Annotated in this window: 19 protein-coding genes; 9 read left to right on the top strand and 10 right to left on the bottom strand. The window is 61.4% G+C overall.

The window, feature by feature from the left end; all coding sequences use genetic code 11:
- The first annotated feature begins 411 nt into the window (after positions 1 to 411).
- A complete protein-coding gene (locus M8744_RS02505; RefSeq protein ID WP_251408897.1) occupies positions 412 to 1,512 on the top strand; it encodes a hypothetical protein in 1,101 nt (366 codons plus the stop codon).
- Between the two features lie 247 nt (positions 1,513 to 1,759).
- Here the strand turns inward: M8744_RS02505 and M8744_RS02510 are convergent, their stop codons facing one another.
- Positions 1,760 to 2,401: a hypothetical protein gene (locus M8744_RS02510; RefSeq protein ID WP_251408900.1), complete on the bottom strand. Its 642-nt coding sequence runs from the start codon at positions 2,399 to 2,401 to the stop codon at positions 1,760 to 1,762.
- Between the two features lie 278 nt (positions 2,402 to 2,679).
- On the opposite strand from M8744_RS02510, the gene M8744_RS02515 reads away from it, so the two are divergent.
- Positions 2,680 to 3,351, top strand: a complete 672-nt coding sequence (locus tag M8744_RS02515) for a recombinase family protein (protein WP_251408903.1) — start codon at positions 2,680 to 2,682, stop codon at positions 3,349 to 3,351.
- A 632-nt stretch (positions 3,352 to 3,983) separates the two neighbouring features.
- Here M8744_RS02515 and M8744_RS02520 read toward each other — a convergent pair.
- From M8744_RS02520 to M8744_RS02530, 3 genes are all read right to left on the bottom strand, one after another.
- Positions 3,984 to 6,851, bottom strand: a complete 2,868-nt coding sequence (locus M8744_RS02520; protein ID WP_251408906.1) for a class I SAM-dependent DNA methyltransferase — start codon at positions 6,849 to 6,851, stop codon at positions 3,984 to 3,986.
- A 248-nt stretch (positions 6,852 to 7,099) separates the two neighbouring features.
- Positions 7,100 to 7,543, bottom strand: coding sequence for a hypothetical protein (locus M8744_RS02525; RefSeq protein ID WP_251408909.1), 444 nt, complete (start codon positions 7,541 to 7,543; stop codon positions 7,100 to 7,102).
- A 1-nt stretch (position 7,544) separates the two neighbouring features.
- Positions 7,545 to 8,750: a tyrosine-type recombinase/integrase gene (locus M8744_RS02530; protein ID WP_251408912.1), complete on the bottom strand. Its 1,206-nt coding sequence runs from the start codon at positions 8,748 to 8,750 to the stop codon at positions 7,545 to 7,547.
- Between the two features lie 442 nt (positions 8,751 to 9,192).
- On the opposite strand from M8744_RS02530, the gene tig reads away from it, so the two are divergent.
- Positions 9,193 to 10,527, top strand: a complete 1,335-nt coding sequence (tig, locus tag M8744_RS02535) for a trigger factor (RefSeq protein ID WP_251410016.1) — start codon at positions 9,193 to 9,195, stop codon at positions 10,525 to 10,527.
- A 166-nt stretch (positions 10,528 to 10,693) separates the two neighbouring features.
- Entirely contained in the window at positions 10,694 to 11,110 is a 417-nt protein-coding gene (locus M8744_RS02540) for a DUF1330 domain-containing protein (protein WP_251408915.1), read from the top strand.
- A gap of 66 nt (positions 11,111 to 11,176) precedes the next feature.
- On the opposite strand, the gene rplI is transcribed toward M8744_RS02540, so the two are convergent.
- Genes rplI through rpsF form a run of 3 tightly spaced genes read right to left on the bottom strand, consistent with a single transcriptional unit; the run spans position 11,177 to position 12,439 of the window.
- Entirely contained in the window at positions 11,177 to 11,818 is a 642-nt protein-coding gene (gene rplI / locus M8744_RS02545) for a 50S ribosomal protein L9 (protein WP_251408918.1), read from the bottom strand.
- Between the two features lie 10 nt (positions 11,819 to 11,828).
- Positions 11,829 to 12,056, bottom strand: coding sequence for a 30S ribosomal protein S18 (gene rpsR / locus M8744_RS02550; protein WP_075781999.1), 228 nt, complete (start codon positions 12,054 to 12,056; stop codon positions 11,829 to 11,831).
- Between the two features lie 29 nt (positions 12,057 to 12,085).
- The gene (rpsF, locus tag M8744_RS02555) at positions 12,086 to 12,439 is read right to left on the bottom strand and encodes a 30S ribosomal protein S6 (RefSeq protein ID WP_251410019.1); all 354 of its coding nucleotides are present in this window, start codon (positions 12,437 to 12,439) and stop codon (positions 12,086 to 12,088) included.
- Positions 12,440 to 12,673: 234 nt separating this feature from the next.
- Between rpsF and M8744_RS02560 the strand changes: the two genes are divergently transcribed.
- On the top strand, positions 12,674 to 13,165 hold the full coding sequence (locus M8744_RS02560; protein WP_251408921.1) for a hypothetical protein: 492 nt from the start codon (positions 12,674 to 12,676) through the stop codon (positions 13,163 to 13,165).
- Positions 13,166 to 13,282: 117 nt separating this feature from the next.
- On the top strand, positions 13,283 to 13,864 hold the full coding sequence (locus M8744_RS02565; RefSeq protein WP_251408924.1) for a YceI family protein: 582 nt from the start codon (positions 13,283 to 13,285) through the stop codon (positions 13,862 to 13,864).
- A gap of 133 nt (positions 13,865 to 13,997) precedes the next feature.
- Here M8744_RS02565 and M8744_RS02570 read toward each other — a convergent pair whose 3' ends face one another.
- Positions 13,998 to 15,410, bottom strand: coding sequence for an amidase (locus M8744_RS02570; RefSeq protein WP_251408927.1), 1,413 nt, complete (start codon positions 15,408 to 15,410; stop codon positions 13,998 to 14,000).
- A 61-nt stretch (positions 15,411 to 15,471) separates the two neighbouring features.
- Positions 15,472 to 16,668 carry a cytochrome b/b6 domain-containing protein gene (locus tag M8744_RS02575; protein ID WP_251408930.1) on the bottom strand — a complete coding sequence of 399 codons (1,197 nt, stop codon included), beginning with the start codon at positions 16,666 to 16,668 and terminating at the stop codon, positions 15,472 to 15,474.
- 159 nt (positions 16,669 to 16,827) lie between these two features.
- Between M8744_RS02575 and fabD the strand changes: the two genes are divergently transcribed.
- The 3 genes from fabD to M8744_RS02590 all read left to right on the top strand — a co-directional run bounded on the left by fabD (position 16,828) and on the right by M8744_RS02590 (position 19,238).
- Positions 16,828 to 17,769 (top strand): ACP S-malonyltransferase, encoded by a 942-nt coding sequence (fabD, locus tag M8744_RS02580; RefSeq protein WP_251408935.1) that lies wholly within the window; start codon positions 16,828 to 16,830, stop codon positions 17,767 to 17,769.
- Between the two features lie 83 nt (positions 17,770 to 17,852).
- Entirely contained in the window at positions 17,853 to 18,590 is a 738-nt protein-coding gene (fabG, locus tag M8744_RS02585) for a 3-oxoacyl-[acyl-carrier-protein] reductase (RefSeq protein ID WP_251408938.1), read from the top strand.
- A 414-nt stretch (positions 18,591 to 19,004) separates the two neighbouring features.
- Complete coding sequence (locus M8744_RS02590; RefSeq protein ID WP_251408943.1) at positions 19,005 to 19,238, top strand: acyl carrier protein; 234 nt, start codon at positions 19,005 to 19,007, stop codon at positions 19,236 to 19,238.
- 151 nt (positions 19,239 to 19,389) lie between these two features.
- On the opposite strand, the gene M8744_RS02595 is transcribed toward M8744_RS02590, so the two are convergent.
- Positions 19,390 to 20,562, bottom strand: coding sequence for a cation:proton antiporter (locus M8744_RS02595; protein ID WP_251408946.1), 1,173 nt, complete (start codon positions 20,560 to 20,562; stop codon positions 19,390 to 19,392).
- Positions 20,563 to 20,687: the final 125 nt, after the last annotated feature.

Here is a 20,687-nt window from a genome sequence, read left to right on the forward strand (position 1 = left end):
CACTAATACACCCAAGTACACGGCAAATACACAAGCGTTTCGACTATAAAAATAAGGGGTTTGAGGGCGTTTAGTGTATTTGTGTATTTCGAAAGGGTGCCGGATTCATAAGAAAAATGACCCTCCCCCTTCGGGAGTGTTCCGCCATAGGGGGAGGGGGTCTTTACAATGGAGGCTGGCATGTCCTGCACAAATACACAGATGCACAAAACCTCCATAACTTACTGAAATTATGCGATTTTACGGCAATGTATTTGGCGTGTATTTGCCTGCAAAATCCTCGAATGCAGGGGCAAATACACTGTGGGGGCCGCGATAGCGGCCTAAGCGCCTGATTTCGAAAAGAATTGTTGCCCACATGGCTGTGGCCGGTCTAGGCTTTCAGCCAGAGGCAGAGGTGGTGACCATTTAATGACTGTAGTATCACCATGGGAGTTTGACGCGCGTTCGGATCGCCTGTTCATTCACTTCGATGTAGACGACCACTTCCTGAGGCTGGACACCTTTATTGCAACTGCGGAGAGCGCGAGGAAGGTCATCGAGGCGCTAGACGCCACATTCTTCCAAGGTACTTTGGAATACGAACTGATTGTGCTGCCCCCGGAAGATGGCAGCTTTTTGTCGAAGCTAGCTCTGTGGGTCAGCGGCGGCGTCGCTTCGGTTTTCGCGTTCATGAATAGCGATGTAGGTTCCGCTTACGTTGAAGGCTTGACCGGTAAGCCCCCTGCTGAATGGGCGCAAGAAATCGGACGAGACCATCGCGAACAAATTCAAAGCAACAAAGAACCCGCAAAGCCGGAAGGTGAAGAGACGCCGGGCACGAGCGATTCTGTGGAGCCGCGGTCAGTACCGGAAGACGAAGAGGCCGCGTGCCGGTCTGGTGCGAGGATCGTTGTCGCAATGACGCGAGGTATGCTCGAAAAGAGTAACGATGAACTGACCAAAATCGGTATGGAAATTGGTGACCTTCCCGACGCGCTGGACGCGCGTGCAGAGTTCTACACAGCGTGCATCGAAGATCGCGATGTGAAGCGCATAGGTTTTTCGCAAGAAGATGATTTTCCGATCCCGCGCAACCAATTTCCAGAGCGTACCCAAAAACCCGCCCGGAAAGAAAAAGACGATGAGCCGCCCGAATGGACTGTCACCATTGAAAGCATCTATGTGACTTCGCCGAACTGGGATGAGGAAGACCAGAAGGCACGCCAGTGGAAGGGCAAGGATTCCATCCGGCGTGACTGCTATTTTGTGATCGAAGACGCCGAGTTCTGGCGTCTGGTGAAACGGAAGGATTTGCATGTTGAGGTCTTGGACAACCTCAAAGTACAGTGGGCCTTTCAGGTTGCTGACGGAAGGCCGAAAAATCGTCGTGTCTTGCGGGTATTAGAGTTCAACGGGGATAAGCTCGCGGAGCCGCTGGCACCTGACGCAATTAAGGCGCTTCTGGGCGATTTTACCACAGGGGAAACTCCGCGAGGGCAGCCGTCACTTTTTGATGATAGCGGAGACTGAGCAGCGCTACTGGCGCAGGCTATGCCAACTACAAACCGCCACTGGCAGGAAGCGCAAATGGATACCGCATCGAAGAACAAACCATCCGACACCCTGAAAAAGGCATGATCACACTGGTTGAAGTTGTCGAGATCATCGCCGGGAAAGAACACCGCTTCTACGACCGACCGTTGTTTAACACAAGGGAAGAGGGACAAGCTTGGATTGACGGTGGCCCGCGCTAGCGGGAACCGAAACCCTTCTGTACCTAGTCCCGTCCAAGTCCCCAATTTCGTTTCGGATCGTTCCGGCGGTTCTTTGGGGTGAGGTCCGGCACATACCCATGCTGTTCGCCCTCAGCGTCGTACCAGTAGCAATACACCTCGCCGGAGTACGTCCGCTGCCCGCTGTTCGATTTTTGATCGGGTAGCTTGTCCTTGTGGCAGGACAGACCGGCAATCCTCATCTCGCCAAAGTGCCCGTATCCGAACCGCTTCAGGAATACTCGGTCAATAAGATCGGAGGTGATTTCCGAGGGGTCCGCGCAATCGGGGTCTTCGGCGATTTCCGCGACACGCCGTTCATACGCGGCCTTTCGCTCTTCCTCTTCTCGCACCTGTTCCCGGTAAGCATCTTCGTTCGCAGCGTAGGACCTCAGATGGGAAACATCCTTGGACGCATGCTTAATCTTCTGGGGTATCAAGCCTGCCTCGAATAGTTCTAGCAGGATGCGTCCGCCGATGGGCGAGATCGTTAATACCCAGCCATCGCGCAAGGCTAGTTTCCGGTCAGCCGGATCAAGCGACTCATAGCCGTGCTTCCCGGCAAATATCGCTTCTTTGAGAACCCGCATCGCCAGACGCGGTTTGACGTCCGGTATCAGGGCAATAATGTCGCTTGCGCGGTTCATGGGGGCCGTCCTTCGGTTTAAGTCGGGCCTTTGGTAGTAGTGGGCGACCTTAGTGTCAAAGGGATCGCCCACCCGCAAAAACGCCGCCCCAGCCGCCATGCGCGAGTCAGAATGCAACCGATTCAAGTATGTAAGTATTGCTGACATATTTGAAATCACGCCTGCCCCTGCTGGAAACAGTTAGTTTCCGCCTAAAACATTAAAAAGACGCGCGAATCATGCTGATGCATGCCATATAAAAAGCACAACGAACGACGACGAATTTTATGAGGCCCAGCGTGACCAAGAAGTACGTGATCTACCGGCGTGTCAGTTCGAAGGCTCAGGGTGAATCTGGGCTGGGCCTCGACGCACAGGACCGCGATATTGCCCTCTTCCTCGAAAACTACAGCGACACCCCCTTTGAGGTTCTGGGGACCTTCACAGACGTTCTGAGCGGCGCTGACGCGCACCGTCCCCAACTTGCCGCAGCCATCGAATTGGCGAAGAAAGAGGGCGCAGAACTGCTGGTATCCAAGCTGGACCGACTGTCCCGCAAGGTCAGCCAGATCGCAACCTTGATGGACGATAAAGCCTTGAAAATAAGGGTCGCGGCGATGCCCCATGCCGATAAGTTCCAGCTTCATATCTACGCTGCGCTGGCAGAGCAGGAACGTGACTTCATCAGCCTTCGCACCAAGCAAGCCCTCGCCGCAGCCAAGGCCCGTGGCGTCCAGCTTGGTGGTCTTCGCGACAAGACCATGAAGCGGAATGAGGCCGCAAAACAGGCCGCTGACGCGGCTGCTGACCGTGTCGCCTCTATCGTCCGTCCCATGCGGGAATCCGGTGCGTCCTACCAGAAGATCGCCGATGCCCTGAACGCCGCCAATGTGCCGACTCCACGGGGCAAGAAATGGGCTGCTATGAGCGTCAAGAACGCCGCTGACAGGCTGTCTGCCCGAGCCGCCTGAATAGTCAGTGGGCCGCGTCAGCGGCCCTCAGAGCGCATGATATTGGCTCAGCGGGCATAACAGGACGTAGGCGGACCAGTGAGGCAGTGAGACGGGAAAGCCCGCGTTGGCGGGAAAGACCCTAAACTCCCTTAAGTCTTTGTTTTTATTTACCCTTCTAGGGACCCGCAATGGGGTATACCGTCGCAAAAATGAAACGCCCAGTACCCGCAAGTACCTATGCAACCAACTACCTGAAATATTAAGCACTTTCGCTGCATTGCGCTCCGATTCCGCCGGTTCCGTTGCAGGCGCAGAAGTGTTCGCAGGGTGTAAGGTTCCAGATCGAAGAATGCACGCAAGGGGACCCAAGCCGAGCAATGGTACCCCTGTTTGAATCTCGAATCTGCCGTCAGTAGATTCAAAATTTTCGTCGAATTGAGATGCGCTGCGCCGCAGAAACCGAACCGTGCGTTCGCTAGCTGCCGCGTCTGAACAATGGTAGACTGCAATGGCAGTCAGCGGCCTATTTCCGGGCCGTCGCGCGGTGTCTTCTCCAACTTCCGCGCATCACTGGCGGGGCGGCGTTTTCGGTCCGCCGTCCCGCTTTTTCTCACCGGTTCAGATAGGCCTTCGACGCCCGCATAGGTGGTCTACTGCTTCGCCACTCGCTCCTGATTGAGACGAAATAGGCGGGCAAGGATTTCGTCGTCGGTCAGCTTGCCGTCGCGCCAGTCGTCGCCCCAGTCGTAGGCCTCTGCCACGGCTTCATCCAACTTCTTGTGGGCGTGGTCCAGCCATGCGGGACGGGCGTTGTAGAGGTTGGTTAGTGTACGCTTCTTGAGTTCCTTCGCGGCCTTGTCGTCTTTCGGGATCAGCCTGTCAGGGTAGCCTTCGACCACCTCGGGGACCCTGTCCACGAGGTCAGGCGGGTTCAGCCAGTTTTCGCGCAGGCGGTTCAGTTCAGCGGCGGCTTTGGCAATTTTCTGGGCGCGCGGATCGTCAACATATCTGGTGGCGGAAATATCTGGCGTGAGACCTTTAGGAAAAGGGAAGGTCTCGAAGGTCGTGGACGCTGTGTACCTTGGATCATTTCCTACCCCCAAAAATGTACCCAAGCGCAATGACCAGCTTTCATGGAAACGAGAGTGTAGAATGCCGAACGTAGTGTAATCATCCCTCGCAATCACGAACGATGCGCTATCGGCCAAGACACTTGCGTCGACAAAGACGAAAACTCTGTATTTCCCAACCCTTGGAGTGACAATCTTCCTCGTCAAGTCCTTGGTCTCGCGTCGCAGCGCTTCACCGCTGCGGCGATGGAGCCACCATTTTTCGCGAACGACTACTTTGCGCTTCGATTTGGCGACATAGTCAGAATACTGGCTCTGCAAGCGATGGTACGGGCCTTCAAAAAGAGAGGCTTGCATCTCGTCAGGGTGATCGGAGAAGTCAATCAGGTAGCGTTCGGGAGCGCGCTTGAGGATATTGCTACCGTTCAGTACGGGCCATAGCACCTCTGTGTTCCGAAGACCGTTTGGATTGGTGGGCGCAGTGGCGAGAGCCACGAAATCCGAGTGACCTAGCTCGAAAGGCCCTCCGCTTTCGATGCCACGGATGCATACCCCATTGTTTTCGCGAATCTTTTTGGCGTCGGTGAGGTCATAGCCTGTGGAGCCGGTAAGGTCCGAAAGTATCTCCGCAGTCATCGTCCCGTTCAGAGTGACTGGCGATTGTCCGTGATGGTCATCAAAGCAGATCATGGAAACACGGACTGCTGCTCCTTCGACCGTCCAGCTTTCATCTGCGAAAGCTGAGTAAATTCTGCCTTCGGCAACAATAGGCTTGAGGACCTCTCTGCTGGCCCCCCCTCTTATAGAATTCGTGGAGACCAGTCCTGCACGTTCAAGGTGCCCGTTATTCATTTGCTCCCAAGATTTGGCGAACCAATAGGCCACCAAATCAGCGCTTCCCGGCACATCGGGCCAAGCTTTGCGTAGTTGGCGAACGTAGTCTTCGCCCAACTCAATGCTCATCTTATAGGCCCCAAGAAACGGCGGGTTCCCGACCACCGCGTCAGCGTCTGGCCAGTCTGCTTTCGAGCCTTCCGGTGCAAGCACAGCGTCCCGGTTTTCGATGGTCCCCAACGGGCGCAGGATAGGGTTCCGGGCGGCATCGAAACCGTTCCTGCGCATCCACTGGATTTCCCCGACCCAAACCGACACACGGGCGAGTTCAGCGGCATAAGGGTTCAGTTCAATCCCCTTCACGCATTCCGGCCCGATGGTCGGGAAACCACGCGGCAGGCCCAAGGCCTCAGCCTCAAGGTTTGTACGGTGTTCAATGTCCTTAAGCGCCAAGAGGGACAGGTACAGGAAGTTGCCGGAGCCGCAGGCAGGGTCCAGCACGCGGAAGCCCCGCAGGCGCTCCAGAAACGCCGCGTGGAGGCGTTCCGCCTCTTTCTCAGCCTTGGTCCGGGCGGAACGCGCCTTGGCGCTCTCCGCCTTGCTCAGCGCCGCTTCGATCTGGGCCTTCACCTCGGCCCATTCGGCAAGCAGCGGTTCCACCACCACCGGGTTGACGATTTGCATGATCTTGTCGCGGTCGGTGTAGTGCGCGCCAAGCTGAGAGCGCTTGTCCGGGTCAAGCCCGCGCTCGAACAGGGTGCCCAGAATGGAGGGGTCGATTTCTGACCAGTCGAGCTTGGCGGCGGCAAGAAGGTCCGCCAAATCTTCCTTTTCGAGTGGCAGGGCGGTGTCGTCATCGAAGAGACCGCCGTTGAACCATTCCACCTTTTCGAAGCCGACGCGCCCGCCGGATTGCATGGCGGCGAAGAGGTCCTTGGCGAAGGGCTGAAATTCGGTCGGGTCCTTCTGGCAAAGTTCTAGCATTTTCTGGAACATCTTGTTCGGCAGAAGGTCGACGTCTTCGGCGAACATGCAGAAGACAAGGCGGTTCACGAAGTGAGCGACGGTTTCGGGGTCATGCTCGCGCTCGCGCAGGCGCTGCGCCAGAGACGCGAATTTCTGCGCCGCCTCTTCGGTCAGGGCCTGCCGTGTCTTGGCGGGGCGCAGGCTTTCGGGATCGGTGAAGCAGGCGCGCAGAAGGTCGCGCTTGCTGGCGTCCAGAAGGTCCGGCGTGGTGATTTCGTGGACTTGCTGAACCGTGTTCGTCCAGTTCGTCTGAATCCGGATGCGCGTCATGTCCGACACGATCAGGAGCGGCGGGTTTTCCAGCGCGATGGAGTATTGCAGGAGTTGGTCAAAGGCCTTGTCTAGGTCCTTCTTCTTGCCCTTGTACTCCCATGCGAAGCAGCCTTTGCGCCAGACGTCTGCCCAGCCTTCGCCGCCCGAGGTCTTGGACGCGCCACGTTCGAAGGTGAACCAATCGCCCTTGGGGTCGGCGGAGATCGGGTCTTCAATGCCAAGGAGCGCGCAGAGGTCTAGGAAATGCGCCTGCGATGCGCTCCGCTCTTTCAGCTCCGCCGCTTCCCATTTCTTGATAAAATCCGCCGCCTGCATTCGCTCACCCGAAATCTTTTCGGGATTTCTAGCACTTGGAAGGAAGAGAAACCAGAAACACTTCGCGGCTAAAGTCCGTGCTCAGGGGGCAACGCGGCATGATGCCCGCCGGGTTCCGGCAGGATGGGACAGAAGCCCACTTGCCGTCGGGCATCAGGGGGAGGGCGGTTACGGAACGTGGTTCAGAGGCCGAAGGGGTAGAAGATGACGGCGATACGGAATCCCCCTAACGGGGGCTTATCCGGTCACTAAGCTGGAGGGATTTCAAAATCGTCGGGTAGTTTCCAAGGATACCCGCCCGTCCCGTACACGGCCTTACATGAAGGGCACAAGTCGTGCTTTGAGAGGCCGCGAGTGATTTGGACCTGAATGCCTTTTGTCTTCTCACATACGGGACAGAATGGCCGCCCAATGGGCTTGCCGTCGGCACCTATTCCGAAGTTGTAACCATTATACGACACGGTGCGCATCTTGGATGCATCCACTGCTTTCAAGCGGGCTATTTCTGCGTCCTTGTCTGAGAGTTCCTGACGCGCGTCCGCTAGGGCCATCTTCGCATCTGCCAAGGCCGTGTACAGCTCCGCGATTTGGTGCTTAAAGGTGGCGTCATTTAGTTTGCCCTCGAACTCACGGAGACTCTTGGCGATTTCCAGCGCCTTTGCCGCTGCGCTGAGGCCCGTCATAATATCCATCTTATTCAATTCCCTCATTGGAGTTCTGCGCGGAAATCGCGGACTGGACCTTTAGCATTTCGACCATTTCTTCGTCTTCTTCTCTTACTTCATCATCCTCCAAGATCGCGGACCACTTGTCCAAGTGTTTTGAAGCAGTTTGCGGCTCAAGGTGGGCATAGACTGCCTGTGTGACGGCGGTTGAACTATGCCCAAGCAGCTTGGAGACGACCTCAAGGGGAACGTCCTTGTTTAGAAGGGAGGTCCCGATTGTTCTGCGGAGCGCGTGCGCGCCCAATGGCTTCGGGCGAAGCGCTTCCCACACGTGCCGTTGGTGGCTCTTGGCGCAAGGTCGAGTCTTGTCCGTCACCATCGGGAACACGTACTCGGAGTCGCGGGGCAGGGAGGCTAGATGTTCAATCTGCAATGGGCCAAGAGGAAAAACCTTACTACGCTTCGTCTTGTACCTTTCAGCGGGAATGGTCCACGTCCCCGCTTTCAGGTCCAAATCGCTCCACTTCATTTCCCGCGCCTCTTTCCCTCGGCAAGGGTAGATCATTAGGAAGCGCAACAGCGCAACACCGATGGGGAAGCGGTCCTTGTTCGCCAGAAGGTTGTCAGCAAATTCCTTGATGTCATCGCGGGTGAAAACGTCAAGGCGTCGGTTAGGTGTGGACTTCTCGATGCCTTCGACAGGGTTACCAATCATATACCCGTTCACGCGAGCCACATAGCAGAGCTTGGAGATATACGCCAACCACCGGTTCACGGTTGCAGCGGAGTTGTCGGCGCGCTTTCCGTCATACCATTTCTGTATGGTGCGCGGCGTTAGCCGCGAAAGCTTGGTCTTTCCTAATTCAGGCGCGATGTGCTTGGCGTAGCTCCGCCGAAACTCTGCGGCGTGACCTTCACTTACCTTGGAGGAATAGGCACTTTCCCAGACCGCATATACGTCCGCGAGTGTTTCTGCATTGCTCCGCCCGTCCTGAGCCACCAGCTTCCGCACGCGGTCACGAGCTTCGTCAACGCTGATACTTCCCACCGGCTCAATCGTCTCTTGCTTTCGCTTACCGTCTTTGCGCGACGTCCACCGGGCGACGAAGCGCTTGGATGTATTTGACAAGCGCACCAGTAATTCAGGTACTTCTGTATCCGTGACCCACTGCCCATCCTTGTCAAAGTCGAGTGCTTCCAGCCGCGCCTTTGTAAGCTTTACTCTGTTCGCCATGCTCCACCTGCTACAATTCTGCTACTTCTACGCCCTGAAATTTTGTTTAGGTCCAGATTTCAAGTGCTACAAGGGAAAAGTGCCATTTCCTCAAAAAAATGTTCTTAAACAGTTTGTTACGTTCAGACGCTCTTTTCTGGAAATTGTCACAACTTCCCGGCGTTTCAGGTATAGCGCCAGATTTAGGTTCTGGCGCCGCAAGGCGTGGGGGTTCAAGTCCCTCCACCCGCACCATGACGGTTTGAGCAGGTTTTCAACTGGCTTTTCCGGTGTCTTGTCGGCCCCGTCCAGAATATTTTGCGCATGACGGTTGCGCGTGGGCGAACCGGCCGGGCCTGCACGCGCAGAATCAGGGTTGATCCCCTTGGATGCGCAGCCTAGTAAGACGCAAATTTACTCAGGCCGCCATCCGGGCGGCCTGTCAGCTTATGCGAGGACAATGATGCAAGTCACCGAAACCCTGAACGACGGCCTCAAGCGCGGTTACGAGATTACCGTGACTGCCGCGGAACTGGATGCCAAGGTCGACGAAAAGCTGGCCGAAGCCCAGCCCGAGATCGAGATGAAGGGCTTTCGCAAGGGCAAGGTGCCCATGGCCCTGCTGAAAAAGCAGTTCGGTCAGCGCCTGCTGGGCGAGGCGATGCAGGAAGCCGTCGATGAAGCGATGTCCGAGCATTTCGAAAAGACCGGCGACCGCCCGGCGCTGCAGCCCGCCGTTGAAATGGTCGACGGCGAGAACTGGAAAGAAGGCGATGACGTCAAGGTCAACATGACCTACGAGGCGCTGCCCGAGATTGAAGAACCCGACCTGTCGACCATCAAGCTGGAGCGCATGGTCGTCAAGCCCGACGAGGCCGCCGTGACCGAGGCGCTTGAAAGCCTGGCCGAGAACGCGCAGGATTTCGAAAACCGCGACGAAGGCGCCAAGGCCGAGGATGGCGACCAGGTCGTGGTCGATTTCGTCGGCAAGGTCGACGGCGAACCGTTCGAGGGCGGCGCAGCCGAGGATTACCCGCTGGTTCTGGGGTCGGGCTCGTTCATCCCCGGTTTCGAAGAACAGCTGGTTGGCGTGAAAGCGGGTGACGAGCTCGCCGTCGAGGTGACGTTCCCCGAAGATTACGGCGCGGAAAACCTCAAGGGCAAGCCGGCGGTGTTCGACTGCACCGTCAAGGAAGTCAAGGCGCCCAAGGCCGCCGAGATCGACGACGAGTTGGCGAAGAAATACGGCGCCGAAGATCTGGACGCGCTCAAGGCCCAGATTTCCGAGCGGCTGGAAGCCGAGTATGCCGGCGCGGCGCGCGCGGTTCTCAAGCGTGGTTTGCTGGACAAGCTGGACGAGGTCGTGAAGTTCGACCTGCCGCCCAGCCTGGTCGAGGCCGAGGCCAAGCAGATCGCCCATCAGCTTTGGCACGAGGAAAACCCCGAGGTTCAGGACCACAACCACGGTGAGGTCGAGCCCACGGACGAACATAACCGTTTGGCCGAGCGCCGCGTGCGGCTTGGCCTGCTGCTGGCCGAGATCGGCCGCAAGGCCGAGGTCGAGGTGACCGACGCCGAGATGACCCAGGCGATCATGAACCAGGCCCGCCAATATCCGGGCCAGGAACGCCAGTTCTTCGAGTTCATCCAGCAGAACCAGGAAATGCAGCAACAGTTGCGTGCACCCATCTTCGAAGACAAGGTGGTCGATCACGTGCTGGAGCAGGCGGACGTGGCCGAGAAAGAGGTCTCGAAAGACGATCTGCAAAAGGCCATCGAGGCGATGGACGAGGAATAATCGCCCACCACGTCTGGGTGATGTCAGGGCCGCCCGGTGGGGCGGCCCTTTTTCGTTGTGCGGCGCCCGCGTGTTCAGCCAGGTGGGCCCAGGGACGCGGGATTGACCAGGCCGGCGCCGGCGCAGACAGTCGGGGCGCACACGATAGAAGGAAAAGGCACCGTACATGTCCCATACAAGCTTCACGTCCGACGCGTTCCGCGAATTTCGCGACAATGACCGGCCCGGGCCAATTCACATGCTTAACCTTGTCAAGCTGCGTGACCGCGCCGAATACGACGACGGGCGCACGGCGACCGGGGCCGAGGCCTATGCCGCCTATGGCCGTGAAAGCGCCCCGGTGTTCGAACGGCTGGGCGGCCGCATCGTCTGGCGTGGCAAGATGGAGCAGATGCTGATCGGCCCCGCCGACGAGGCGTGGGATCTGTGTTTCATCGCCGAATATCCAGGCCCCGGGGCCTTTGCCGAGATGCTGAAAGACCCGGTCTATCGCAAGGCCATGGAACACCGCCAGGCCGCCGTGGCCGACAGCCGCCTTGTGCGCATGGCCCCCATTACCACGGGCGGAAATTTCGCCGAGTGAGCGGGCCACGAAAAAGGCCGCGCAGGTTTGCCCGCGCGGCCTTGGATGTTTGCGATCTGACGCGACTTAGTTGTTGTCGTCGTCGTCGTCGTCGTCGTCCGAGCCTTCGCCCGCGTTGTCGGCCATCGGGGTCAGGTCGTCGTCGTCCGACGCGGCCGAACCGATGTCTTCGAACAGGCCCGCGATCTCGTATTCCGCTGCGGCCTCTTCTTCGGCTGCGGCGTCCTGGATCGACTTGCCCGATGCCTGCAACTCGGCCTCTTCGGGCGAGCGGGCGACGTTCAGCGTCATGGTGACCATCACCTCGGGGTGCAGGTGCACCTCGACTTCGTGCAAGCCCAGTTCCTTGATGGGCGTGCGGATGATGACCTGCTTGCGGTCGATCGAGAACCCTTCTTCGGTGGCGACGGCGGCGGCGTCACGGGTCGTGACCGAGCCATAGAGGTTGCCACCGTCCGATGCCTGGCGAATCACGATGAATTGCTGGCCGTCCAGCTTTTCACCCAGGGCCTCGGCCTCTTTCTTGGTTTCCAGGTTGCGCGCTTCAAGCTGCGCTTTCTGGTCTTCGAACGACTTGATGTTCTCGTCCGATGCGACCAGCGCCTTTTTCTGCAGCAGCAGATAGTTGCGGGCAAAGCCGGGTTTGACGTCGACGACGTCGCCCATCTGGCCCAGCTTGGCCACGCGTTCCAGCAGGATGACTTGCATGATGCTCTCCTTACTTCACGGCGTAGGGCAGCAGGGCGAGAAAGCGCGCGCGCTTGATCGCACGGGCCAGTTCACGCTGCTTTTTCGAGGATACGGCGGTGATGCGCGAGGGCACGATCTTGCCCCGTTCGCTGATGTAGCGTTGAAGCAGGCGCGTGTCCTTGTAATCGATCTTGGGCGCGTTGTCGCCCGAGAAGGGGCAGACCTTGCGGCGGCGGAAAAATGGTTTTGCGGCCATTGGTTATGTCCTTTTCTTCAGGCTGTGGATCAACGACGCTCGCGGCGGTCGCCACGGTCGTCTTTCTTCTGCATCTGCACCGACGGGCCTTCTTCGTGCGCGTCGACCTTGATCGTCATGACACGCATCACGTCGTCATGCAGGCGCATCAGGCGCTCCATTTCCTGAACTGCCGTCGCGGGCGCGTCGGTTTTCAGGAAGGCATAATGCCCCTTGCGGTTCTTGTTGATCTTGTAGGCCATCGTCTTGACGCCCCAGTACTCGGAATCGACGAGCTTGCCGCCGTTGTCACCCAGTACGGTGCCGAAATGTTCGATGAGGCCCTCGGCCTGCGCGTTGGACAAGTCCTGGCGCGCGATAAAGACATGCTCGTAAAGCGGCATGTGCACTCCTGTCATTTTATGCGCATTTCAAAGCGGGGCCCAACCTTTCCGCGACCCCACACGAGAGACTGCGCCGTTCCAAAAACCGTGCGGAAAGGATGGCAGCGGATACACCGTATCGCCCCGCGTGACAAGGGGTGGCGCGGCGGACCCGGCATTTCCGTGCTAATGCCGCAATCCTGCCCGATTTACCCGCCACGGATCGTAGCAGAGCGAAAGACGGAGGAAACCCCAATGGTCGCATTACCCGATACGGTCGATCACACGCCCAGGCTGCAGGCCCGCCCGGCACGGCAGGCGTTTGCTGCACTATCGGCCTCGTTGCGGTTCATGGGGGTGGTCATGATCCTGTCGGCGGTCGGCATTTGGCTGGTGCCGGTCACGGCCGGCGATGGCGCCATGGTCTTGATGAAGCTCCTGGTGTCGCTTCTGTTTGGCTGCATGGGCGCGGTGATCGTGCAATGGGGCCGCGACGGCCGGACCGATGAAATCCATATCGACACCGGGGCGGGCGAATTGCGGCACGTGTCGCGGTCTTGCGACGGTGGGATGCGCCTGCGCGCGCGCTACCGGCTTGACGAATTGTCGGACATCCGCCTGCAAGATGGCAAGCTGACGGTCCTGGGCCAAGGCGGCGCGGCGCTGGTTCAGCTTTCGGCCGAGTCGGTCGAAGATATCGGCGCGATCCGCGCGGCGCTGATGAGGACGCCTGCCAGGGTTTCGTGATTTTGCATGGGCCAACAGGGCCTGTGGATTCTTGTGGAATTGTCTTGGGTGGTTCTGGGGGCGATGTATGCAGCCATGAAATTTGCGCATAAGCATACCCATGAAAAGGACCAACCCATGACCCGTTTTCTGACCGCTACCGCCCTGACCGGCGCAATGCTGACCGCCACCACCGCCTTTGCCGAGCCCGAGAAATACGTGCTCGACGCCAGCCACAGCCAGGTGCTGTTCTCTTACGATCACCTTGGATACTCGACCACCTGGGGCATGTTCGCGGGCTTCGAGGGCGAAATCATGTTCGACCAGGAGGCACCTGCCAATTCGTCGGTCAGCGTATCGTTCCCGGCGCGCAGCATGTTCACCGGCTGGGAAGCACGGTTCGAGCATTTCATGGCCGACGACTTTTTCGGCGCTGACGAGAATGAAACGGTGGCCTTCACATCGACCGGCATCGAGGTGACGGGCGACGACACCGCCAACATCACCGGCGACCTGACGATGAACGGCATCACCAAGTCGGTCGTTCTGGCGGCCGAACTGACCCAGACCGGCAACCACCCGATGGAAAACAAGCCCTGGGCCGGCTTCAACGCGACAACGACCCTGTTGCGCAGCGATTTCGACATGGGCATGTTCACCCCGGCCATCAGCGACGAGGTCGAGGTGCAGATCTCGATCGAGGCGATGAAGGCCGAATAAGCCGTATTCGTCGCAACGACCAAGGGCCGCCGGGGGATACCTGCGCGGCCCTTTTTCATGCGGCCAAGGCCGGAGCTCGGCCCGCGCGCCCCTGTGGCTTCGGGCGCGATGACGCTTGGTCTGGCCTATACGTTCATTCCATCTGCGCCCAAAGCCGTTGCATCAGCGTGCCCGCCCCATCCTCGACCGCCTGCGCCGCGGCAAGCGCGGTGTCCTCGCGGAACCGCGTGGCGGTCAGCTGCACGCCGACCGGCTGGGCGTCCAGCACATCAACTGGTACCACGACCGAGGGCAGGCCAAGATAGTTCATCACCCCCATGTAGCGCCCGCCGTCCTGCATCAGGCGACGCATGGCATCGGCACCGTCCAGGTCGCCGCGCGGCCCCGGCGTGCGCTGCACCATCAAGGGGGACAGGATCACCGGGTACTCTTCGAGCAGGGCAAGCCATGCGCGCAGGCGGGTCAGCCGCTCGGCCTGCGCCAGCATGTAGGATTTCAGGTCCAGGTCGCGCGAGAATGCCTTGAAGGCATCGAGCACGCGGTTGAACGCCTCGGACCCGGCGGTGCGCATCGAGTCTTCGGACAGGGTGCACATCTCGGCAAACAACAGGTCGGCCCAGGCCTGCCAGGTGCCAGCCACGTCGGGCATCTCGATCTCGTCCACGGTGTAGCCGGCGGCGCGCAGGTGCCCGGCGGCCTGCGCATAGATCGCCACGATGCCAGGATCGGCATCCATGTCGTCATAAATCGGCGCCATGGCCACGCGGCGCGGTTGCGGCGCGCCGGTCATGGGCATCGGCACATGCAGCGGGTCTCGCGGGTCGTGCGCGGCCATCACCTGCAGCCCCAGCCTGGTGTCGGCCACGTCACGCGCGATCGGGCCTTGCGTCGACATGAGCTGCGCCACGAAAGGCCGCTCACTGGCAAGCGAAGGGTTGAAGGCCGGAATACGCCCCTGCGTGGGCCGGATGGTCGCCAGCCCGCAGCAATAGGCCGGCCAGCGCAAGGAGCCGCCGATATCGTTGCCATGGGCCAGCGTGCCGATCCCCGCCGCCACGGCCGCGGCCGCGCCCCCCGACGAGCCGCCACAGGTGATTTCGCGGCTCCACGGGTTCAGCGTCAGACCGTGCACGGGGTTGTCGGTGAAAGCGCGCATGGAAAACTCGGGCGTGTTGGTCTGGCCGAGGATCACCGCGCCCGCGCGGCGCAAATTGGCCACGACGGGCGCATCGGCAGGGGCGGTCAGATCGGCAAAGGCCGGCACGCCATTGATATTCGGCGTGCCCGCGACATCCACGTTTTGCTTGACGGTGATCGGCACGCCATGCATCGGCCCGCAATGCAGCCCCGCGGCCTGCGCGCGGTCGGCGCTGTGGGCCGTTTCAAGCGCGCTGTCGGTCATGTCGTGAACGACCGCGTTCAGTGTCGGGTTTACCTCGCTCATGCGCGCCAGGTGCGCCTCGGTCGCCTCGACGCTTGTCAGCGCCCCGCCGCGGATCGCGGCTGCGGTTTGCGCGGCGCTGAGTTGCCAGATCGGTTTGTCCATGCTCTCCCCCTTGGTTGGCGGCCAGTAGGGGGCAGGGGCGGCTATCATGCAAGGGTTTTGTCTAGCGGGCGCGCTCTGCGGTGAGCGCCACGGCGACCTCTACCTCAAAGCCCAGCTGCGCCGGATCGGTCATCTGCGTGCCGATGCCGAAATCGCGCCGGTCCAGCGTCAGCCCCCCTTCCATCTGCGCCACGCCATCGGTGAGGTCCAAGTCGAAAGGCAGGGTGACGGGCACGGTTTCGCCTTTCAGGGTCAGCGTGCCGGTGGCCACATAGGCCCGGTCCGCGTTGGCGGCCCGTGCGATTTCGGCCTGAAACCGCGCGGTGTCATGCGTTTCGGCATCGAAATAGTCGGGCCCCAATGCCTGGTCGGTGACCGAGCCCAGCGTCAGCGACGGGATCGCGATTCTGACCGCAACCTCGCCGGTGCCCGAGTCGGGGTCAAAGGCGATATCGGCCTGCCAGTTGCCGAATTGGCCCTGCACCGCGCTACCGAATTGCTGAACCGTGATCGACAGGCGCCCGTCTTGCACCTGCCACTCGCCGGTGCCCCCTGCCAGGCTGGCCTCGGGCGTATCGGCCGCCGTGCCCGCAACACCCCAGCCCAGAACGCCCAGCCACAGCGCCAGCGCCGCGGCCACGGGCGCGGCGTGGCCGGGTTGGCCCGTGCTGGGCGCCGCCTCGGCCCGGCCCGGCAACATCCGGCGCAACGTGCCGTCGCGGTCGACCAGGTGGTGTTTCAGCGCGCCCGCGATGTGCAACACCAGCGCCCCGATCAGAACCTTGGTGGCCAGCCAGTGCACGGCGCCCGCCGTGTCGGCCCAGGCGGTGCTTTGCGGCACGAAGGGCAGGGTCTGGCCAAGGGGCCACCAGATCGGCGCATAGCCCGTTTGCGCCGCGTGATGCACCCAACCCGAGAGCGGCACGATCACCAGCGCCCCGTAAAGCGCCCAGTGAACGACGGCAGCCAGGAACGCCTCGGCGCGCCGGTCACCGTTGAGCAGGCCAGGCCGGGCTTGCGTTAGGGCCCACAGGATGCGCGCAACCGCCACGAAGAACACCGTGACGCCAATGGTCTTGTGCACGGAAAACAGCGTGGCCACCCGCGCCAGGGCGGCGCTGTCCTGCGAGGTGATGTCATGCGCCATGTCCGTGGCGATCAGGCCAAGGGGAATGGCTGTCAGGATCAGGAGCGCGGTCAGCCAATGCAGGGTCTTTGCGACGCTGCCATAGCGGGTTGCGGTGTTTTGCGCGGGCATGGAAACCTCCGGTGTGTTGCCCGCACAAGATAGATACGCCGGCGCGCGCCGCCATTGCCGCGTTCGCACAGCGCCCGTGCAGTGATGCGCGCCTTGCCGTTGCGCCTGCGCACCGGGGGCGCTATGCCGGGCAAAAGGCGACAAGGAGGGGCACAACAGATGAGCCGCGCATTCGTATTTCCCGGGCAGGGCGCCCAGACCATCGGCATGGGCCGCGACCTGGCCGATGCCTATCCGCAGGCCCGCGCCGTGTTCGACGAGGTTGACGAGGCACTGGGCGAAAAGCTGTCGGCGCTGATCTGGGATGGCGCACAGGACGACCTGACGCTGACCCGGAACGCCCAGCCCGCGCTGATGGCAACCAGCATGGCCGCGATGCGCGCGCTGGAGGCCGAGGGCGTGGGCGTGGAGGCGGCATCCTACGTCGCGGGCCACTCGCTGGGGGAATACTCGGCGCTGGCCGCCGCCGGCGCGCTCAGCGTGGCGGATGCCGCGCGGCTGCTGCGCATCCGTGGCGCGGCCATGCAAGAGGCCGTGCCGGTAGGTGTCGGCGCGATGGCGGCGCTTTTGGGGCTTGATTTCGAAACGGCACAGGCCGTCGCGGCCGAAGCCGCCCAGGGCGAAGTCTGCCAGGCCGCGAATGACAACGATCCGGGCCAGGTGGTGGTTTCCGGGCATAAGGCGGCCGTGGAACGCGCGGTCGAGATCGCGAAGGGCAAGGGTGCCAAGCGGGCGGTCATGCTGCCGGTCAGCGCGCCGTTTCATTGTGCATTGATGCAACCCGCCGCCGAGCGGATGCAATCGGCGCTGGCCGAGGTCACGATTGCCGCGCCCAAGGTGCCGCTCGTGGCCAATGTGCGCGCCGAGGCCGTGAGTGCGCCCGACACGATCCGCGCGCTTCTGGTCGAGCAGGTGACAGGCTCGGTCCGCTGGCGTGAAAGCGTTGGCTGGATGGCCGGCCAGGGCGTGGACGAGATTTGGGAAATCGGCGCGGGCAAGTCGCTGTCGGGCATGGTGCGCCGGATCGACCGCGCCATAACCTGCCGCGCGGTTGCCACGCCCGATGACGTGAAACAGGCAAAGGATGCGCTGACCGGCTGATACGGTCACCAAGAGTTTTCGCGAAAACTCTTGGCGGATTTCATGGCATGAAATCCGCGCCAGCAAGAGGAAGGATTTGGAACATGTTTGATCTTACGGGAAAATCGGCGCTGGTCACCGGCGCATCCGGGGGCATTGGCGGGGCCATCGCCAAGGCGCTGCACGAGGCAGGGGCGCGCGTTGGCCTGTCGGGCACGCGGGTTGAGCCGCTGGAGGCGCTGGCCGCCGAGCTGGGCGAGCGGGCCCATGTGCTGCCGTGCAACTTGTCGGACCCGGAGGCTGTCGATGCGCTGCCGAAGCAGGCGGTCGAGGCGATGGGCGCGGTTGATATCCTGGTGAACAACGCCGGTATCACGCGCGACCAGATCTTCATGCGCATGTCGGATGACGAATGGCAGTCGGTGATCGACGTGAACCTGACGGCAGCCATGCGGCTGTGCCGGGGCGTCATGCGCCCGATGATGAAGGCGCGCTGGGGCCGGATCATCAATATAAGCTCGATCGTCGGCGCCACCGGCAACCCGGGCCAGGTGAACTATGCCGCAGCCAAGGCGGGCCTGGTCGGCATGACCAAATCCATCGCCTACGAGGTGGCCAGCCGTGGCATCACCGCCAACGCGGTTGCGCCCGGCTTTATTGCCACGGCAATGACCGACAAGCTGAGCGATGAGCAGAAAGACAAGATCAACGCCCAGATCCCGGCTGCACGCATGGGCACACCCGAGGAGATCGCCGCGGCGGTGCTGTATCTTGCCAGCGCCGAGGCGGGCTATGTCACCGGCGCCACGCTGCATGTGAACGGCGGAATGGCGATGCTGTAGACGCCGCTGCCAGCCCGGAGATTCGTGTCATGCCAGCCGGTGCATGGCGCGTTTCGGGCGGCGGGAAGGTCACCGCCACGTGGCGGTAAACGGGCGATGGCCGCGACGGCCCGAAGGCGCACAAACCCGGTTTTGTCTTTTTGCGACAATGCCTTGTGCGGCTGCGGGCGGGAAATTCCGTGGTAACCATGCCTTGCGGCGGCGCCCGCGAGGCTCTATCTCTGGCAGTGCTTGAAAGCGTTTGCCTTGTGAGCCGCATGTGCTATAGGCCACGCAGTCGAACCGGGGGGTGCCCTTGGTTCTCCCCAAGCGGGGTCTTTAAACCCGTCCGGATCGAACCGGGCACCGATTGCCACCTCCGCAGGGCGAGGGCAGAAACGGGCGCGAGCGCCCAAAAGTTGTGAGGACTGAACCATGAGCGATATCGCAGATCGCGTGAAAAAAATCGTTGTCGAGCATCTGGGCGTCGAAGAGGACAAGGTGACCGAGAACGCCTCGTTCATTGACGATCTGGGCGCAGACAGCCTGGACACCGTGGAACTGGTGATGGCCTTCGAAGAAGAGTTCGGCATCGAGATCCCCGATGACGCAGCCGAGACGATCCAGACCTTTGGTGACGCGATCAAGTTCATCACGGACGCACAGTAAGAATTTCACGCGCCCCTAGTTGCGCGGCCAAGGCCCCCGTCGGTTTCGGCGGGGGCCTTTTTCGTATGCCCTTGTCCCACCCGATCTGCTCGCAGGGCGCGAATCGATCAGGCCCAGCCGCCAGGTGCCCGGGGATCGGCCCGCCGGAATTTCAGTCCTGGCGCCCGGATTTGCGGATGGCCCATAGCGCGGCAGGCGGGCCAAGCAGCTCGAACAGCACGGTGGCGCCGATTGTCATGGCCATGATCGTCTCGCCCCATTGCGGGAATTCCTGCGCCGCGACCAGGGCCGTGCCAACGGCAACACCCGCCTGCGGCAGCAGCGCCGCGCCGTAAAGCGCGCGTTCGGGCGCGGGCGAGCCGCCAAGCGCCGCCCCCAGCCATCCGCCGATCACACGCGCGGTAATGCGCAGGGCGATATAGGCCACGCCGGCGGCCCCCAGCGCGGCCAGTGCCGCCAGGTCAAGCGCCGCTCCTGCCAGCACGAAGAACAGCACCAGGAAGGGCCAGCGGGCGTGCTCGATCTCGTGAAAGGCGCGCTCGTGGTGGCGCGCGGTGTTGACCAGAACCATGCCGGCGGTCATCCCCGCGATCAGGTAGCTGAGGTCGAGCGCAAGCGCCGCGCCCGACAGCAGAAAGACCAGGGCCAACCCCTCGATCAGCAGCGGCTCACCTTCTTCGATCCGGCCGGTCAGCCATGCGCCGGGCAGGCCGATGGCCACGCCCAGCAGGACCGAGCCCAGGATGTCGCGCGCAAGATGCAGGGGGATGTCGGCGCCGTTGGTGGTGCCCGACACCTGCTGTACCGCCAGCACGATCAGCGAAAAGGCGACGAGGCCCCAGGCATCGTCGATGGCGACGACCCCGGCCAGCGTGCGGGTAAAACGCGTGTCGCGGCGCGATTGCGCGATCACGTCCTGCACCGCTGCCGGGTCGGTTGCCGTGGCGATGGCCGCCAGCAGCAGCGCAAGCCCCAAGGGCACCCCCATCGCCCACAGACCCAGCGCAACCAGAGCAAGCGTCATCCCCACGATTGCAAGCGAGAGCGCAAGGATGGCGCGGCCTCGGCTGCGCAGCGTGTCCAGCGACAGCGAGGAGCCCAGCAGGAAGGCCACCATTGTCAGCGCGGTGGTCGACAGGAAATTCTGCAACGTCTCGCCCGGACGGGGCAGCAGGTCGAGCCCGGCACCGCCCAGAAGCACGCCGGACAGCAGCAGCAGGCTGACACGCGGAAGGGCGGTGCGCCGCGCGATGCTGTCGGCCAGCAGGCCCAGCCCGAAAATGCCGCCGATCATGAGGAAAATCGGTGCCAGCTCTTGAGACATCGGGGTATGCGTTCCTATTTTCGGGTCACTTCACATGACCGCGTGGCTGTCGCGCCGTCAAGCGGGCGGTCGCCCGTGCATCAGGACCCGCTGCCCTCTTGCCCCGGTCGGGCCGGTCGGGGTAA

Source organism: Lutimaribacter degradans (assembly GCF_023703375.1).
In the GTDB taxonomy this organism is placed as follows: domain Bacteria; phylum Pseudomonadota; class Alphaproteobacteria; order Rhodobacterales; family Rhodobacteraceae; genus Lutimaribacter; species Lutimaribacter degradans.

Excerpts from the sequence above, each read along its gene's own strand:
- M8744_RS02505 (WP_251408897.1), top strand. The coding sequence starts at position 412 with ATGACTGTAGTATCACCATGGGAGTTTGACGCGCGTTCGGATCGCCTG.
- M8744_RS02510 (WP_251408900.1), bottom strand. The coding sequence starts at position 2,401 with ATGAACCGCGCAAGCGACATTATTGCCCTGATACCGGACGTCAAACCG.
- M8744_RS02520 (WP_251408906.1), bottom strand. The coding sequence starts at position 6,851 with ATGCAGGCGGCGGATTTTATCAAGAAATGGGAAGCGGCGGAGCTGAAA.
- M8744_RS02525 (WP_251408909.1), bottom strand. The coding sequence starts at position 7,543 with ATGGATATTATGACGGGCCTCAGCGCAGCGGCAAAGGCGCTGGAAATC.
- M8744_RS02530 (WP_251408912.1), bottom strand. The coding sequence starts at position 8,750 with ATGGCGAACAGAGTAAAGCTTACAAAGGCGCGGCTGGAAGCACTCGAC.
- tig (WP_251410016.1), top strand. The coding sequence starts at position 9,193 with ATGCAAGTCACCGAAACCCTGAACGACGGCCTCAAGCGCGGTTACGAG.
- M8744_RS02540 (WP_251408915.1), top strand. The coding sequence starts at position 10,694 with ATGTCCCATACAAGCTTCACGTCCGACGCGTTCCGCGAATTTCGCGAC.
- rplI (WP_251408918.1), bottom strand. The coding sequence starts at position 11,818 with ATGCAAGTCATCCTGCTGGAACGCGTGGCCAAGCTGGGCCAGATGGGC.
- rpsR (WP_075781999.1), bottom strand. The coding sequence starts at position 12,056 with ATGGCCGCAAAACCATTTTTCCGCCGCCGCAAGGTCTGCCCCTTCTCG.
- rpsF (WP_251410019.1), bottom strand. The coding sequence starts at position 12,439 with ATGCCGCTTTACGAGCATGTCTTTATCGCGCGCCAGGACTTGTCCAAC.
- M8744_RS02560 (WP_251408921.1), top strand. The coding sequence starts at position 12,674 with ATGGTCGCATTACCCGATACGGTCGATCACACGCCCAGGCTGCAGGCC.
- M8744_RS02565 (WP_251408924.1), top strand. The coding sequence starts at position 13,283 with ATGACCCGTTTTCTGACCGCTACCGCCCTGACCGGCGCAATGCTGACC.
- M8744_RS02570 (WP_251408927.1), bottom strand. The coding sequence starts at position 15,410 with ATGGACAAACCGATCTGGCAACTCAGCGCCGCGCAAACCGCAGCCGCG.
- M8744_RS02575 (WP_251408930.1), bottom strand. The coding sequence starts at position 16,668 with ATGCCCGCGCAAAACACCGCAACCCGCTATGGCAGCGTCGCAAAGACC.
- fabD (WP_251408935.1), top strand. The coding sequence starts at position 16,828 with ATGAGCCGCGCATTCGTATTTCCCGGGCAGGGCGCCCAGACCATCGGC.
- fabG (WP_251408938.1), top strand. The coding sequence starts at position 17,853 with ATGTTTGATCTTACGGGAAAATCGGCGCTGGTCACCGGCGCATCCGGG.
- M8744_RS02590 (WP_251408943.1), top strand. The coding sequence starts at position 19,005 with ATGAGCGATATCGCAGATCGCGTGAAAAAAATCGTTGTCGAGCATCTG.
- M8744_RS02595 (WP_251408946.1), bottom strand. The coding sequence starts at position 20,562 with ATGTCTCAAGAGCTGGCACCGATTTTCCTCATGATCGGCGGCATTTTC.